Source organism: Peribacillus saganii (assembly GCF_003429095.1).
Taxonomy (GTDB): domain Bacteria; phylum Bacillota; class Bacilli; order Bacillales; family DSM-1321; genus Peribacillus; species Peribacillus saganii.
Map to the genome: position 1 here is coordinate 1 of NZ_QVTE01000051.1, position 16,034 is coordinate 16,034.

Annotated in this window: 11 protein-coding genes and 1 pseudogene; 2 read left to right on the forward strand and 10 right to left on the reverse strand. The window is 42.1% G+C overall.

The genetic code is table 11. From position 1 onward, the window contains the following. Positions 1–271: 271 nt before the first annotated feature. Complete coding sequence (locus D0469_RS16915; RefSeq protein ID WP_117327902.1) at positions 272–1,408, reverse strand: glycerate kinase; 1,137 nt, start codon at positions 1,406–1,408, stop codon at positions 272–274. A 219-nt stretch (positions 1,409–1,627) separates the two neighbouring features. On the opposite strand from D0469_RS16915, the pseudogene D0469_RS22170 reads away from it, so the two are divergent. Next, positions 1,628–1,783: pseudogene (locus D0469_RS22170) on the forward strand (hypothetical protein); the annotation flags it as partial. 449 nt (positions 1,784–2,232) lie between these two features. On the opposite strand, the gene D0469_RS16925 reads toward D0469_RS22170, so the two are convergent. The 3 genes from D0469_RS16925 to fdhF are packed head-to-tail and all read right to left on the reverse strand — an operon-like array spanning position 2,233 to position 7,086. Next, complete coding sequence (locus D0469_RS16925) at positions 2,233–3,501, reverse strand: L-lactate MFS transporter (protein ID WP_117327904.1); 1,269 nt, start codon at positions 3,499–3,501, stop codon at positions 2,233–2,235. Between the two features lie 53 nt (positions 3,502–3,554). Continuing rightward, positions 3,555–4,097: a DUF1641 domain-containing protein gene (locus D0469_RS16930; protein WP_117327905.1), complete on the reverse strand. Its 543-nt coding sequence runs from the start codon at positions 4,095–4,097 to the stop codon at positions 3,555–3,557. After that, the gene (fdhF, locus tag D0469_RS16935; RefSeq protein WP_117327906.1) at positions 4,090–7,086 is read right to left on the reverse strand and encodes a formate dehydrogenase subunit alpha; all 2,997 of its coding nucleotides are present in this window, start codon (positions 7,084–7,086) and stop codon (positions 4,090–4,092) included. Before fdhF ends, D0469_RS16930 begins: the two co-directional genes overlap by 8 nt. 220 nt (positions 7,087–7,306) lie before the next feature. Here fdhF and fdhD point away from each other — a divergent pair, with 220 nt between their 5' ends. Next, positions 7,307–8,098, forward strand: coding sequence for a formate dehydrogenase accessory sulfurtransferase FdhD (gene fdhD / locus D0469_RS16940; RefSeq protein WP_117327907.1), 792 nt, complete (start codon positions 7,307–7,309; stop codon positions 8,096–8,098). Positions 8,099–8,562: 464 nt separating this feature from the next. Here fdhD and D0469_RS16945 read toward each other — a convergent pair whose 3' ends face one another. From D0469_RS16945 to treP, 6 genes are all read right to left on the reverse strand, one after another. Beyond that, positions 8,563–9,498, reverse strand: coding sequence for an MBL fold metallo-hydrolase (locus D0469_RS16945; RefSeq protein ID WP_117327908.1), 936 nt, complete (start codon positions 9,496–9,498; stop codon positions 8,563–8,565). A 1,056-nt stretch (positions 9,499–10,554) separates the two neighbouring features. After that, positions 10,555–11,226 carry a GNAT family N-acetyltransferase gene (locus D0469_RS16950; protein ID WP_117327909.1) on the reverse strand — a complete coding sequence of 224 codons (672 nt, stop codon included), beginning with the start codon at positions 11,224–11,226 and terminating at the stop codon, positions 10,555–10,557. Positions 11,227–11,242: 16 nt separating this feature from the next. Next, on the reverse strand, positions 11,243–11,908 hold the full coding sequence (locus tag D0469_RS16955) for a GNAT family N-acetyltransferase (protein ID WP_117327910.1): 666 nt from the start codon (positions 11,906–11,908) through the stop codon (positions 11,243–11,245). A 7-nt stretch (positions 11,909–11,915) separates the two neighbouring features. Next, the gene (locus D0469_RS16960; protein WP_117327911.1) at positions 11,916–12,788 is read right to left on the reverse strand and encodes a carbon-nitrogen hydrolase family protein; all 873 of its coding nucleotides are present in this window, start codon (positions 12,786–12,788) and stop codon (positions 11,916–11,918) included. Between the two features lie 555 nt (positions 12,789–13,343). Then, the gene (gene treR, locus D0469_RS16965) at positions 13,344–14,060 is read right to left on the reverse strand and encodes a trehalose operon repressor (RefSeq protein WP_117327912.1); all 717 of its coding nucleotides are present in this window, start codon (positions 14,058–14,060) and stop codon (positions 13,344–13,346) included. A gap of 340 nt (positions 14,061–14,400) precedes the next feature. Continuing rightward, on the reverse strand, positions 14,401–15,834 hold the full coding sequence (gene treP / locus D0469_RS16970; protein ID WP_117327913.1) for a PTS system trehalose-specific EIIBC component: 1,434 nt from the start codon (positions 15,832–15,834) through the stop codon (positions 14,401–14,403). Between the last annotated feature and the right edge of the window lie 200 nt (positions 15,835–16,034).

The following is a 16,034-nucleotide window of genomic DNA, read 5'->3' on the forward strand; positions in this document are numbered from 1 at the left end:
TCCATAGTAAACGTTTAAAAGCCTGTTGATTGGAGTGGAAGGCGCGGAGACTCCTGCGGGAGCAGCGGGACAGGTGAGACCCCACAGGAGCATTTGCGACGAGGAGGCTCACCGCCCGCCCCGCGGAAAGCGAAGCGCCTGGAACGGAAATTAACAGACCCCATTAACAGGCCAAATAAAAAAATAACTGCAGGCAAACTCGATTTCATCGAGTTTGTCTACAGTCTGAGGCACTGTACATTCAGTGCCTTTTTTGAAGCTTATGATAAGTTTAGCTTAAAGAAAGCTTTAAAATCGAAGCAATATTTTCTGCCGTTCGTTCAGTATAATCTAAAGCGTTTGAAAGAGCATCATCAAGTGATACAGCTCCTGGAACGATACTGAACAAAGCATCAATACCGTGTTCTTTCACAACCGAACTATCCTTTGCAATATTACCGGCAATCGCAATAACCGGGATATCAAATTTCTTTGCCGTTTTTGCCACTCCGATTGGCGTTTTTCCGTAGATTGTCTGGCTGTCGATCTTCCCTTCACCTGTGATCACAAAATCAGCTCCTTCCAGCTTCTGAGCTAGCTGTGAGGCTTCCAGAACAATATCAACACCGCGTTTAAGTTCGGCATTTAAAAAGGCCATCAACCCAGCACCAAGCCCTCCAGCAGCTCCGGCACCCGGAATATTTTGAATGTCACTTCCGACCGCTGCTTCAATAACAGATGCAAAGTGGCCAAGATTGTGGTCAAGTAACAGAACCATCTCAGGCGTGGCACCTTTTTGCGGACCAAAAATAGCAGAAGCTCCCCGTGGACCTATCAAAGGATTATCTACATCGCAGGCGATTTCTATTTTAACTGCAGCAAGCCGGGAATCTATATCTGCCAGGTCGATTACTGCAAGGCTTCCAAGGGCGCCGCCACCTTCTTCAATATCCTCTCCATTTTGATCCAGCAGTTTCACTCCGAGGGCCTTTGCCATCCCAGCCCCGCCGTCATTTGTCGCACTGCCGCCAAGACCTATAATTATATGCTCAGCCCCTTGATCCAGTGCAGCGAGAATCAATTCTCCCGTTCCTTTCGTAGTTGTAATCAAAGGGTTTCTTTCTTCTCTGTCGACTAAATGCAATCCTGAGGCAGCCGCCATCTCAATAACCGCTGACTTACCGCCGCCAAGCATCCCAAAAAAGGCTTCTACCGGTTTTCCTAATGGGCCAGTAACCGTACAAGCAAAAATTTTGCCGCCTGTTGCATCTACCAATGATTGAACCGTACCCTCCCCTCCGTCAGCCATTGGGACTTTTACTATCTCTGCTTCAGGAAACACTTTACGAAAACCCCTATCAAAGGCTTCACATACTTCCAAAGCAGTCATGCTTTCCTTGAAGGAATCAGGCGCTAATACAACTTTCATTTTCTCATCTCCTGTTTCTGATACTGAAAACATACTGAACTAATTTTTCAATTGAATTTGCAATGCTTCAAATGGGCACAACGTATAAACAGGATGGAACAACTGCCAAGGGCTTTGATGGTTCAGGGTTTATTCAGTATATACACAAGAAATTTGCTCTTAATTGAAACTTGCCCGAACCTCAAAGGAACAGTATAAACTGGGCAGGCCGTTGACCATAAGGATTTAATAAACGGAGATTTGGTATTTTTTAATACTAACGGAAAAGATGTTTCATTTGTCGGCACATCTTATCTTGGCAACAGCCAATTTATTTGCAGTGACAGTAAAAAAAGGAGTTTCCAAAGAATCTCTGTCGTCAAAAACGCATTTTAAAACAATAGTACCCTAACAAACAGTCCGGGCACATTTTGTCAGCCCTCTAAATAAAATTCTCTCTTAATGACCAAAACCCTTTTTGGCTAACTTAAAAAGATCAAAGCAAAAGCACAAGTCGCTTGCCAATGGTAAGAAAGGTTAGTATTGTTACGCTCACACATAGTTATCATAGTTATCGTTTTGTTTTCTGCGTATATCGCTGCCAAAGCTTCCCTTTTCCAATGGCGACTTTGGTACTGGCACTTGCTGGGCATCGGGGTTTTATTTTTATTTCGTAAAAAAAGCTCCTGGGCGTTTGAGCTAGATTGACCCTTTTGTATACCATAACTCTTAACTTTATATCTTTTCTAAGAATGAAAAAAAGGAGCCGAAAGACTCCCCTTAAATTAATGTTCCTCGTTTTCCTTTTGTTACGTATAAAAGAAAACCGATTAGAAAGTATGTGATTACGCCTGAGTGGTTAAGGTATTACCAGTTTGCTGTTTGCTTTCCCTGATCTTTCTAATGTTAACACGTATTAGAATAGAAATAGCAAGTGCAGCCACAAAGGCTCCTGCAAAAATATAAAGAGTAATAGAGTAACTATTTGTTGCTTCACGTATCCATGATACAACAATTGGACCGACAAGCCCGGCTGCTGCCCAGGCAGTCAAAATATAGCCATGGATGGCACCGAGCTGCTTTGTCCCAAACAAGTCACCAATATAGGCCGGGATGGAAGCAAATCCGCCTCCATAGCATGTTAAAATCAGAAAAATCAACAGCTGAAACACAAAGGCATTTGTCACATTCGGCAGCAGCATGAATGCAATTGTTTGGATCACAAAGAATGTTGTATACACATTCGGCCGGCCGATATAATCCGAAACAGAAGCCCAGCCAATCCGGCCAAACCCATTGAAAACACCCATAATGCCCACCATTGTAGCAGCAGCTGCGGCGCTTAGGCCGGCTATATCCTGCGCCATGGGGGAAGCAACCGAAATGATTGCGATACCACATGTTACATTGATAAAAAGCATGGCCCAAAGAGCCCAGAACCGGATGGTCTTTATCGCCTCGTTTGCAGTAAGCTGGGAGAGATCTTCGGTAGCCTGCTCCTTGTTTTCTCTCTTGTCAGCCATTCCGTCCGGGAGCCAACCCTTTGGCGGCGGAGCCAGGTATAAAGATGAAAGGAACATGATCACAAAATATACGGCTCCAAGTAAATAAAAGGTCATGTCAATTCCAACTGACTTAATAAGGGACGCAATGATCGGACTAGCAATCATAGAGGCAAATCCAAATCCCATAATCGCTAAACCTGTTGCAAGGCCCCTTCTATCAGGAAACCATTTTACCAGCGAGGATACTGGTGTAATATATCCAATCCCAAGCCCTATTCCTCCAAGTACACCATAAAAGAAGTATAAAAGATAGATAGAGCCGATGCTTTCTGCTAGCCCTGCGCCAAGCAGACCAATCCCAAAACAAACTGAAGATATCATTCCCGATTTTCTCGGTCCGTGCTTCTCGACAAAATGGCCCATAAAGGCTGCTGATAATCCTAAAAATAGAATTGCAATACTGAAGGTTAGCGAAACTTCCCTTAAACCCCAATTATGCTCTTTTATTAACGGATTTGTGAAAACACTCCATGAATAGACAGAACCAATTGAGATATGAATCCCAACAGCAGCAGCAGCGATCAGCCAGCGATTTTTCTGTTTTGCCATTTATCTTTCAGCTCCTATTATTAAATGGTAAGCAAGGAATCCTACAACAAAGCTTACTCGCGGGCAGATCCATCTTTTTGGTGCTGTTGGTATTCGGGCAGCTGTGTTGTCCTTTCCAGTTGTTCTGTATCCTCTCCCATACCCTTAAGAAAATCAAGCAGCAATGTAACGGAACGGTTGATTTCGGGATCTTTAAGGGAACGGACAATATCGAGATAACCCATTTCCTTTTCTTTATCCTTTTGCTCGGCAACCCGGGCGATTCCCGAATTAACCTTTAACAATAACGGTTCAAGCTGCTGTACATTCAAGGTCCCAAGCGTTCCCATCATTAATAGAAGATTTTTGATTGTGTTTGCAGCTTCTGGCTTATCAGCTGCTTTGACCAGGACGTGCATAACTTTATCGCCCTGACCAAAGAGCCCGTTTAACAAAGAGAGTATGCCCCGTTCGTGCATATTCTGCATGACCTTTAACGATTCTAAAATAGCCGCTTTGTTTTCAACAAGCGCATTTTCCACCTCAAGGAGATCCTTCTTTCGCTGATCTTCCTCATTAATCTGAATTCGATGAATTGTATTTATCGCCTTAGCCATGCTGTTTTTCGCTCCTTTTCACCATGTCCCCCGGAAAGACATAATCTTTGCGGGCCCACTTTTTCTGAACCTGTACACCTATTTGCGGCTGTGGATTCCCATATCTGCTGTTAACTCGCGGCAGCGGATTTAAACCTTCCGCACTTAAAATCTCCAGCTTGGCACTTACTTCTTTATAGGCAGGTGTGTCTGTATCCTTATCCGCGTAGCTGCTTGTTAATAGGTTGATGGCAGCATCGCCTGAGTCATTCATTGGCAGGTAGACCTCCTTGCCTTTTACTCTGTCTGTAACAAGGCATTGAACTTTCACATTTCCATATGGTGATGAAAGCCTGACTAGAGTGCCATCCTGCAGACCACGCTCATCTGCAAGTTCAGGTGAAACTTCCAGAAATACTTTCGGAACTTTTTCGGTAATTCCCTTTGATTTATAAGTCATATTCCCTTCATGGAAATGTTCAAGTAAACGGCCGTTGTTGACATGAATATCATATTCTTTGCTAAATACCAGTGGTGGCGTCCATGCTACAGGAACTAGATTTGCCTTCCCATCCGGGAATGGAAACCCTTTTGTATATAGAAGCGGCTGGTCAGTGCCATCCTCTGCAACAGGCCATTGCAGGCTTTTATATCCTTCTAGCCTTTCATATGATACTCCGGCATAGATTGGTGAAAGCATAGCTGCCTCATCCATAATTTCTGCAGGATGGCTGTAATTCCAGCCTGCACCAAGACGGTTCGCAATTTCCATAATGATTTGCCAATCTGGCTTTGAATCCCCCAGAGGCTCAAGTGCTTTGTACAGCCGTTGAATCCGACGCTCTGTATTGGTGAAAGTACCATCTTTCTCAAGGCTAGGGCAGGCAGGGAGAACCACATCAGCAAATTGTGCTGTCCTTGAGAAGAAAATATCCTGGACAACAAAGAAATCCAGCTTTTGATAAGCCTCATGGACATAATTGATGTTGGAATCCACAATTCCCATTTCCTCGCCTTTTACATACATGGCTTTCAATGTCCCGGCATGGATGCCCTCTACCATATCATGGTTATTCAATCCAGGTTGTTCAGGGATTGGCACTCCCCAGACTTTTTCATACTTTGCACGTACGGCCGGGTCAGCAACCCGCTCGTAGCCAGGAAGCCTGTCTGGCATACTGCCAAAATCACTTGCACCCTGTACATTGTTATGTCCCCGCAGTGGATAAGCTCCTGCACCTGGCTTCATGTAATTTCCGGTCACGAGCAAAAGATTGGAGATCGCTGTACTTGTATCACTTCCGCCGCTATGCTGGGTTACACCCATTGCCCAAAGGGCCGAAACAGTTTTTGCATTGTAAATCATTTCTGCAACCTTAATCAATTCTGCTGCCGGGATGCCTGTCACCTGTTCGGCATATTCGATCGTATACATGTGAAGGCTTGCGGCAAACTCATCCCTCCCGTTCACATGATTCCTCAAGAAGTTTTCGTCCGCCCAGCCCTTGTCAAAAATGTATTTTGTAACAGCTGAAAGCCACACAAAATCAGTGCCGGCCTTTGGCTGTATAAACACGTCTGAACGGTCCGCCATCTCATGCTTCCTTAGATCAGCCACAATCAGTTTTTGCCCCCTGAGTTTGTGGGAACGCTTGACTCTTGTTGATAATACCGGATGGGATTCAGAGGTATTTGAGCCAATAATCAAAACAAGGTCGGACATCTCAATATCTTTTATCGAACCAGCATCCCCGCCATACCCTACTGTCCTGAAAAGCCCTACAGTTGCAGGGGTCTGGCAATAGCGCGAGCAATTATCAACATTGTTGGTCCCAATAACGCCTCTTGCCAGCTTTTGCATTAAATATGATTCTTCATTGGTACATTTGGATGAGCTGATAAAACTTAAAGAATCCGGCCCATACTTTTGTTTGATTTCGGTAAATTTATTGGCAATAAGGCTCAGCGCTTCCTCCCACTCAGCCTCGCGGAATGCATCGCCTTCCCGAATCAATGGCTTTGTCAGGCGTTCTTCACTGTTCACATAATCCCAGCCGAATTTCCCCTTTATACAGGTAGAAATGCCATTAGCCGGCGCCTCTATATTCGGTTCCACCTTCAGAATTTTCCGGTCTTTCGTCCAAACATCAAAACTGCATCCGACTCCACAATACGTACAAACTGTTTTCGTCCTCTTTATCCGTTCATCCCTCATAACCGATTCCATATCTGAAATTGCAAGAATGGACCCATAGCCAGTTTCCACATTTTTTGTAAATTCTATCATCGGCCTTAAAGTTTGTTTGGCAATGCCAGTTAGAAAGCCTGCCTCCCCAACCATTCCTTTTTCCATCATTGCATTACATGGACACACTGTTGAACAATGTCCGCATGATACACATGAAGATTCGTTAATCGGAACGTCATTATCCCAAATAACACGAGGCCGCTCCCGCTCCCAGTCGATTGTCAGCGTTTCCGTTACCTGTACGTCCTGACACGCTTCTACACAGCGGCCGCAAAGAATGCACTGATCTGGATCGTATCTATAAAAAGGGTGAGAATTATCTTCTTCATAAGGTTTTTGTTGAAAAGGTATACTCTGATGATTTATTTTCATTTCTTTAACGGTGTTATGTATCTGACATCCCCCGTTATTGTAATCACAAACTGTACAATAAAGCTCATGATTAACTAGAATCCGATCCATCCCGATCACTTGCGCTTCTCTTACTTCTGGAGCAGCGGTATCAATATGATCACCGTTTTTCAGCTTCGCAGAACAAGATCTGACCAGTTCGCCATTAACACTTACAATGCAAGTATCACAGGTCTCTATAGGGCCGAGACTCGGGTGAAAGCATACCTGGGGTACCTCGATTGAACTTTCATTCAGGAAATCAAGAACCGTACGATCCCCTCTTGTTTCCATCTCAACTCCGTTAATTTTGATGTGAATCGATTGTGACAATGCTATCGCCCCTTTCTGCCGTTTTGAAACTTCTAACATACCCACTACCCACCGTTTATTACCATTAAACCTAAGGGATTTGAACCCTTCTGTTAATTGAATGTATAGACAAGTATATGTTGGACTTGAACAACAAATAATGAGTTTATTGGAGAAAAACAATTGAAAGACCATAGATATTGATTTTATTTGTTTAATATGGCGGCGGCGTTTTTGCTGTCTCAGAATAGGTATTTTGTAAGGAGGGCAGGTGTAAATCGTGGAAAATCAAATAACGGATACCAATTTAATATTTAAATATGAAAATGGGACAATGCAGGAACAGTTCGATGAAATTGTCTCGGAATTTCCGCTGACAATCTTTCTAGGCAGAGAAGAATTCGCAACTATGGTCTGCAGTCCTGATTATTTAGAAGAACTTATTTTTGGCTTCTTAGCTTCTGAGGGAGTAATCAGAGTATATGATGATGTCAAAAGTCTGCAAATTGATGAAGGAAAGGGCTATGCCTATGTGGAGTTAAAAAATGATCAGTCCACCAGCAAAGAATACCATTCCAAACGGTTCATTGGCTCCTGCTGCGGAAAAAGCAGACAATTTTACTTTCATAATGATGCCCGGACGGCCAAAACTTCTACTTCTGCAATGCAAATTACAGCAGACAAATGCATTTCATTAATGAACGAGCTTCAAAACTCAAGTATTGTCTTTCAGGAAACAGGCGGAGTCCACAATGCCGGCCTCTTCAGCAAGGATGAAATGATCATAAATCGCGCCGACATCGGAAGACATAATGCCTTGGATAAAATATTAGGATACTGTGTCATTAACCGAGTACCAGTCCGGGACAAGATTATTGCATTCAGTGGAAGAATTTCCTCGGAAGTACTTATAAAAGCAGCAAAAATCGGTGTGGGAATCATCCTGTCAAAGTCAGCTCCAACCAATTTGGCCATTCAGTTAGCGAATGATTTGAACATAACTGCTGTCGGTTTTATTAGGGGCAACAGCTTTAATGTGTATTCCCATTCTCATCGGATATTGGAAAAATAGCAATGAAAGCGCAAGCACCCTGGCAGAGGAAGAAATGCTAAAATCGCCAGGGCCTGTGGCGATTTTAGCCGTTCACACCCGCATCCTGATAAAAGGAACGTCAACTAAGTTCTGGCAGGATGAAATTTAAGGCTTTTTCAACCTTCATCCTGTGCCAAACGTCGACCCCAGCACATTCCCATAAAGCTGCCGCTTTGTTTCGTGCGAGGTATCGCTGACGAAGCGTTCCTAGTCCTGTGCAAGTCCGACAAGCATTTGACAAGCGCTGACAGAAGGCGTTTTTTGCGTTCCGAAGTGATTGGCTAATGACCTCGAGGGGCTGGGCGCTGGAGCTAGAGATAAACACACTACTTTAAAATAAACAACTCTTGCCTTCTTATAATTACCTACCATAATGACAAAGAGTTAACGGCAGAGATTCGGCTGCCGTTAACTCTTTTTCGTTTATATTTTGGATTGCCTCATTAATTCTTTCTATAATCCCAAAGGGTTTCCCCAATACCTAACACACGTAATGAATCGTCACTAAGCTGCAGCCTTTTCCACTCCTTCAATAATCTTGAAAGGGCCTCTGGACCGGTATCATCTGCAAGCCGGTAAGCCCCATAATGCATAGGAATAAACGTTTTTCCCTTCAATTCTAAAAATGCTTTTATTGAGTCTTCCGGATTGATATGCGAAACAGCCATGAACCATTCAGGTTCATATGCACCGATTGGCATCAGGACAATATCCAGGTTAAATTGACTGGCAATATCTCTGAATCCGCGGAAGTACCCGGTATCCCCTACAAAATAAACAGATGGATCAGCAGCTGTCCCTTCCACCACCCAGCCTCCCCAATGGGAAGTGTTCATATCGGTAATGGTCCTTCTTGTCCAATGCTGGGCAGGCACAAAAGAAAGTCTAATCCCATCATGCGTGAAACTATCCCACCAATTAGCTTCGACTAACTTTTTATATCCTCTCCGCCTGAAAGCTCCTTTCAATCCGACCGGAACATAAAAAACTGGCGCTCCTTTTAACCTTCGAATTGAGCCAAAGTCCAGGTGATCATAATGACCATGCGAAATAACAACAATATCAATCTCCGGCATATCTGTTAGCGGGATACCCGGTTCTGTTAAGCGTTTCTGAAACCCCATCCTTTTTGCCCAAACAGGGTCTGTGAGAATATTCAGTCCATCTATTTGAATTAAAAATGTTGAATGTCCGATCCAGGTAACAGAAAAATCCTTGTGGTTATGCTTAAGTCGTTCTATTTCCGGACTCTCCCAATTAGGAGTATTTACGGTCAAATCTTTTTTCTTAGATCGGCGTTCCTTTGACCATTTCAGCATCTCACAAAAGGAGTTAGTATTACGGACATTATCATAGTTTTCAAAACGTTTCCGTTTCATGCGCTTTTCCTCTCTTTATAAAACATTCCTTCAACATTTTAACATGGCTACTGAAATTGTACATATGTATAGCCTGATAAACTAGATAAACAGTCAAGGATCCAGTTCAATAATAATTAATCGTTAATTGGATACAGTAATATAGGTTAAATCGGATCGTATACAAGAAAACGGATGGATTATTTTTTGCTCTCTCCGGGCTGAGTAAAAATTGGTATATCTGCTCCTGTGCATATTTTATTAATGGGGCTCTGCTTTTAAATTGCATTCCTGAATCAAAAATTAACTCTTAGCCTTCTATAAATGAAATTAATTCCTTCAATATCTCCTGTTTCAGTGCTGAAGGGTTGTTTTAAAAAGATGGGTAGTCTGCTGGGCCCGTTTGATGAAAAACCCACTGCGAAATCTGTCAATACTTGTCGAGTAATCGATATATTCTCGAAGTCGTCGATAAAAACAAGAATTCGCCGATATATTTTCAAAGTTGCCGATAAAATTCCTATTTCGCCGATATAATAGCAAAGTTGACTATACAGAGGAGGCCGTCTTTCCCGAGGCAACAGCGTGGAATCTTGAGTTGGTGATTTCAAGCAAGAAATCGCCGATATAGCTAACACAGTTGATGAAATCCTATTAAAATTTGACAACAAGGATAATTTAATTAACTATATTTTATGGATAGAACTAGACTCAATCTAAAAAGTCCGGAAAAATCATAATTTTTATCTAAATATGAATAAAAATCATTAAAAATCGTAAGAAATGCTTTACCTGAGAATTAGAATGATTGATGTTAACAAATGAGAGAGCGAACTTTATACGCAAAAGCTGCAGCTTGCTTCAGCGTTCTCCACAAACTGATCCGAACTGTCCTCAATGAAGAGCTGCGTTTAGAAGTATTTTAAATAGAAACTTTCCGATCAATCCAATTATAATTAACTGTTTCGCACGTTGACAAGATTGGCAGCAAGATACCAATACAGCATACTCGGATCTTTGCAGCAACGAAGCTAAAAAAGAATCCCCCTGTAAACTTACAGGGGGCGTTTAATTTCTTTATAAAGGACGCAAGCTGACTGATATTTCTTTTTTTAAATTTTCAACCATCTGAAGCCATTTTGCCGGTTTTTCAGGCAATACAGCATAATAGGTTGTAAGGAAATCCACGATAAGGCTGGCTGGAATTTCAGTCAGACTGTCATCGCTTGGCATAAAGCAAAGATCAAGTCCTTCTACTGCTTCTCCGTCATTTAACCAAGACGGATGCACATAAGGGAAGTCCAGTTTCTTATAGCCAAGATGGGATAACACTTCGCGTCGTACAAAAGGATTCATCGCCTGAACCCCGCCAAAATCATGATTGTCCCCAAGATACGGGTTATAGATTTCAGCAAACATTCCAAATAATTCTTTACCATTAGCTGTCGCAAGAGCATCCAGGTCTTTCTGGCGATTTTGAGCAAGGAATCGGCCAAGGCTTAAACCCGGCTTGCCAATAATCGTAAAATCGGTCATGGCGATATTCCAATCCGGATAGTAGCGGTATTCTGTTGCACCGACAACTTCCCCTTCATGGACCGCTACAAAAACACGGATTCCAGGATCTTCTAGAGGTTCTTTCCAAAGGCTGAATTCAAGGACCTCTTCTGGAGGAAAAACCTCCTTCATTAAATTATGCATTTTAGGAAATAATTCGTCGTTTATGTTCGTTATTCTGATAAATTCCATTTCGTTATAGTCTCCTTTATTTAAACGGATTTTTCCATTCCATTAACACCCCATAATTTAGTGATTCTTCATCCTCAAGATAGTTCTCAACCACTTTTAATGGAGTCCGGCCGCATTTCAACAGGAAAGTGATGACCGGGTCCTTCACTCCACCGGCTACTACCGCTTCTAAATATCGCCCAGGTGCCATCGTATCCGAATATTTTCGGTACCCTGGCATCCTTCCTCCTCCAAGAAGCCTGTCAAGCCCTAGCTGTACGACAACATGATACATAGACTGAATCAGCAGTTTTCCGAGTCCCAGGCTGCGGAACTTTGGCCTGACACTGATATCAACGATATACAGGGTATTTCCTTCAGGGCTGTGATTCCGGATATAGCCGTTATCGGTTATTTCTTCCCATTTATGGTCTGGATGTTTTGGATCGAAATCCACTATTAATCCAGTAAGCGATCCCGCAAGTTCACCATCCACCTCTATGCAAAGGGCTCCTTCCGGGAAAAGTGAAATATGATTATGTAATTGCTCCTTGTTCCACCAGAGTTCTGATGGAAAAGGAGGCGGAAAGCATTCGGACTGAAGGGATATCAGATCATCAAAGTCTTTTTCTGTATAATTTCGGACAGTTACAGATACAGGTTTGTTCTGGTCAAATACAAAAAAGTTGCTTTGATAAGCCATGATATCGTCATCCTTCCATTTTATGCTCCCAATCAGGATATAAATCCGTGCGCCGGTCACGCCATGTTGTTACTGATCCTTTTTCCCTTACTTCATATAATAAGGACAAGTCAAGATCAGCGGTAATGATCATGTCATTGTTCAATTCCCCTTCTGCCTGCAAGCCCTTTGGCGGAAATGGAATATCATTTGGAGTGATGATTGCTGCCTGGCCGAAGTTTGCACGCATAAAATCAACAGTTGGCAGAGCACCTATTGTGCCTGTTAAGACTACATATACCTGATTTTCAATTGCACGTGCATGGCTTGTATAACGGACACGGTGGAACCCGTGACGATCATCAGTGCAGGACGGGCAGAAAATTACATCAGCACCCTTTGCTTTAGCCATTCTCACGATTTCAGGAAACTCAATGTCATAACAAGTCAAAATGGCAATCCGGCCTTTATCTGTATCGAATACCCTTAGTCCATCACCTGCAGACATATTCCACTCATGTACTTCTGTAGGTGTAATGTGAAGCTTGGCCTGTTCTTCTATTCGGCCGTTCGGATAGAACAGATGGGCGACATTGTACAATTTCCCTTCCCTCTGAATCACATGCGTACCGCCCACGATATGCATATTCGTTTCTGCAGCAAACCGGGAGAAAAGCTCGCGGTACTGTTCAGTAAAGCCAGGAAGCTCATTAATTGTGAGCCTGGTACCCTGTTCACTGCCAATTGACAACAGCTGGGTTGTAAAAAATTCAGGGAACAGCACAAATTCGGATCCATACTCCTGTGCTGTTTTAATATAGTGCTCACATTGAGCGGCAAACTCCTGGAAAGACTGGATAGTGTGAAGATGATACTGAACGGCAGAAACGCGTAACTTCATTGTACTCCCCCTATTACTTTTTATTTTTATATCAGCATTTTGCTTATTGATTATTTCAGCTAAATATAAATATATAACAGGACAGATATGTTTTGTAAAGAAAAAAGTTTTCCTAAATTCACTTTAATAAAAAGCAGCATTTCTTATAGTATTCTTTGAACGGCAGGAACGCGATAACTGGAGAAAATATTATATATGGCTAGTACGCGGAAGGGGGAAAATAAAATGAAAAAAATATTGCTTTTAGCATCATTCTTTTTACTTTTTCCAGCGACACACCGTGGCGCCATATACTATATTACATTGAAGGAAAGAGCAATTTGGTCGATATCCGTAAGCTGGACAAGACAATCGTAATTGATATGCGGTATGTGTCACAAGAAATAACTTTACAAAAAAAACAAATATACCCTATTGCTATACCACTGTTTAGGAAAGAAACAGCCCAAAAGGTATTATGGCGAACCGGGAGCTTTCCAAAAAAGTCGGATTGCTTTCCGCTAAACAATATGGTCAAAAAATCCCTTGCCTTATATTCAGGACAAGGGTTAATTTTTAAATATGCGTTCTTCTGGCAAAATCAACAAAACGGAATTTGTCAGGCCTGTGCCTTGATTCAGTATATTGAAACAGGCTTGCGTCGTCCAGGTAGACAAAATTCTTGATGACAACTACATTATGGAATCCTTTCAGGTCCAATAACTGCTGATCTTCTTCAGAAGGCTCCTCTACTACAATTTCTTTTCTTGCAAAACTGATTTTTAAATGCAGCTCATGTTCAAGATAATCATAAATTGAATCCTCGCATATCTCTTTAGTTAAATGCGGGACGTGCTTTTTATTTAAGAAATCCTTATCAAGGATAATTTTATTGCCCCCGATTTCCCGGGTTCTAAGGATCCTCCAGACATTATCTTTCGAAGATAATTGGAGCTGCTGCTTAATAAAGTCATCAGGCTTGATTAATGAAAACTCATTTACCTCTGTTTTTGGCTTATTCCCCATTTTTTCAGCTAATTCTTTAAAACTTACTAATCCGGAAACCGGGAAATCAAGCTTGCCAATATCTATGACAATCGACCCTTTTCCCCTAACTTTTTGAATATAACCCTTTTGCGATAACATATTCAGTGCCTTGCGTATTGTTTCCCTGGATGTGCAGTAGCGATCCTTTAATTCATGCTCTGAAGGCAGGAGTGAGTTTGGCGGCAGCTCGCCGCTTTCGATTTGCCCGGCGATCTCGCCAAAGATTGTTAGATACTTGTTTGTCATAAACAATCCCCAATCAATTTAATTAGTATGCTGCAATCCCCATTCAAGACAGATTGCCAAAAATTTTATATAAGCTAGTATATCAATAATCTGTAAGGTTGACGGCTAAAATCTTTGATTAACTTTGTAAGAATAACAGCATATACACCATGTATTCTCATCATTCATTTCCACACAAATGGCTGTCTGTACAAACGCTTTCCGGAAAAAGCGTATTTTCAGGCTATCAACGCTTTCAATCAGGCCCCTAACACACTTAGTTTCGTTTGAAATGCAATTCTGAAAAAAAAGGAGAAGGAACAGCTGGCCGCGTCCCTCCTCCTTTTTCACACTTTTTATATTAAGCGGCCTTCTTGTTAAATGATACTTTAGAAATTTTTGTTTTGGCGAAAACAATTGTCAAAATGAATGGGATAACAATGGCAACTAACATAGCAACGGCAAACATTGAAATGTGCTGAGGCTGGATGGATAGAATTCCAGGCAGACCGCCGACACCAATGGAGTTAGCCATTACGCTGCTTCCGACAGATACGACTCCAGCAGCGAGTGAACCGATCATTGCAGCAAGGAATGGGAATCCGTATTTCAAGTTAATACCGAACATAGCAGGCTCTGTTACTCCTAAGTAGCAAGAAATAGCTGCCGGGATGGATACTTGTTTTTCTTCTTCATTTTTACGGTTGATATAAATCATGGCAAGAACGGCTGAGCCTTGAGCAATGTTTGATAATGCAATCATTGGCCAAAGGTTAGTTCCGCCAAGTTCGCTCATAAGCTGAAGATCGATTGCATTTGTCATATGGTGTAAGCCTGTAATAACAAGCGGTGCATATGCAAATCCAAAGATAGCAGCAAACAGCCAGCCGAATGATGATGTTAAGCCGGAATACACAACGTCAGAAATAAATGAACCAATGCTCCAGCCGATTGGGCCTAAAACTGTGTGAGCGATCAGGACTGTTGGAATCAAGGCGAAAAACGGTACTACAATCATGGAAATAGAATTTGGAACGATGTCACGCAATTTGCGCTCAAGCATAGCCAATACTAGACCTGCAAGGATCGCAGGTATAACCTGTGCCTGATAGCCAATCATTTCAATTTGGGCAAAGCCGAAATCCCAAACCGGAATGTCCTTTGCTCCAGCAACTCCATAAGCATTAAGCAACTGAGGTGATACAAGTGTTATACCGAGTACGATACCCAGGATTTGTGAGGTACCCATTTTCTTCGTGATAGCCCATGTGATTCCGACAGGAAGGAAGTGAAATACTGCTTCACCGATCAGCCATAGGAAGGCATGGACACCTGCCCAGAATTGGGATACTTCAGTCAATGACTTTGTGCCGTCTTCCAGCAGTTTAATGTCACCGATTACATTTCTGAATCCAAGAATAAGACCTCCTACAACAAGGGCAGGAATTAACGGAGTGAAAATATCTGCGAGATGGGCAATCATTCGCTGAAGGAAGCTCATATTCTGCTTGGCAGCAACTTTTGCTTCTTCCTTTGAAGTGCCATCAATATCAGCATGCTTAATAAATTCATTATAAAAAGATGATACCTCATTGCCAATAATGACCTGAAACTGGCCAGCTTGTGTAAAAGTTCCTTTTACTAGCTTAATTGACTCAATTTGTTCAACATTAGCCTGTTTTGGATCCTTTAATACAAAACGCATTCTTGTTGCACAATGAGTTACTGCTGCAACATTATCTTTACCGCCAATATGGGCCAGTAATTCTTTAGCAGGATCTGTATATTTACTCATTTCTTTTCCCCCTAATAAATTGGTATTGCACCAATCTACCTTTCTATTTGGCACTCATAATACCGGTGTGTCCGCTTACATTTACACCCATGTATATACAAGTTATTGTTTACGCTTTCATTTTATCCTGTATATACATGTATGTCAACAAAGAATATGTAAATTTTTTTTGTAAAATTTTTCATGCAACGCAATCGAAA

What these genes read in the sequence shown, in the direction of transcription:
- D0469_RS16915 (WP_117327902.1), bottom strand. Translation starts at nt 1,408, where the DNA reads ATGAAAGTTGTATTAGCGCCTGATTCCTTCAAGGAAAGCATGACTGCT.
- D0469_RS16925 (WP_117327904.1), bottom strand. Translation starts at nt 3,501, where the DNA reads ATGGCAAAACAGAAAAATCGCTGGCTGATCGCTGCTGCTGCTGTTGGG.
- D0469_RS16930 (WP_117327905.1), bottom strand. Translation starts at nt 4,097, where the DNA reads ATGGCTAAGGCGATAAATACAATTCATCGAATTCAGATTAATGAGGAA.
- fdhF (WP_117327906.1), bottom strand. Translation starts at nt 7,086, where the DNA reads ATGTTAGAAGTTTCAAAACGGCAGAAAGGGGCGATAGCATTGTCACAA.
- D0469_RS16945 (WP_117327908.1), bottom strand. Translation starts at nt 9,498, where the DNA reads ATGAAACGGAAACGTTTTGAAAACTATGATAATGTCCGTAATACTAAC.
- D0469_RS16950 (WP_117327909.1), bottom strand. Translation starts at nt 11,226, where the DNA reads ATGGAATTTATCAGAATAACGAACATAAACGACGAATTATTTCCTAAA.
- D0469_RS16955 (WP_117327910.1), bottom strand. Translation starts at nt 11,908, where the DNA reads ATGGCTTATCAAAGCAACTTTTTTGTATTTGACCAGAACAAACCTGTA.
- D0469_RS16960 (WP_117327911.1), bottom strand. Translation starts at nt 12,788, where the DNA reads ATGAAGTTACGCGTTTCTGCCGTTCAGTATCATCTTCACACTATCCAG.
- treR (WP_117327912.1), bottom strand. Translation starts at nt 14,060, where the DNA reads ATGACAAACAAGTATCTAACAATCTTTGGCGAGATCGCCGGGCAAATC.
- treP (WP_117327913.1), bottom strand. Translation starts at nt 15,834, where the DNA reads ATGAGTAAATATACAGATCCTGCTAAAGAATTACTGGCCCATATTGGC.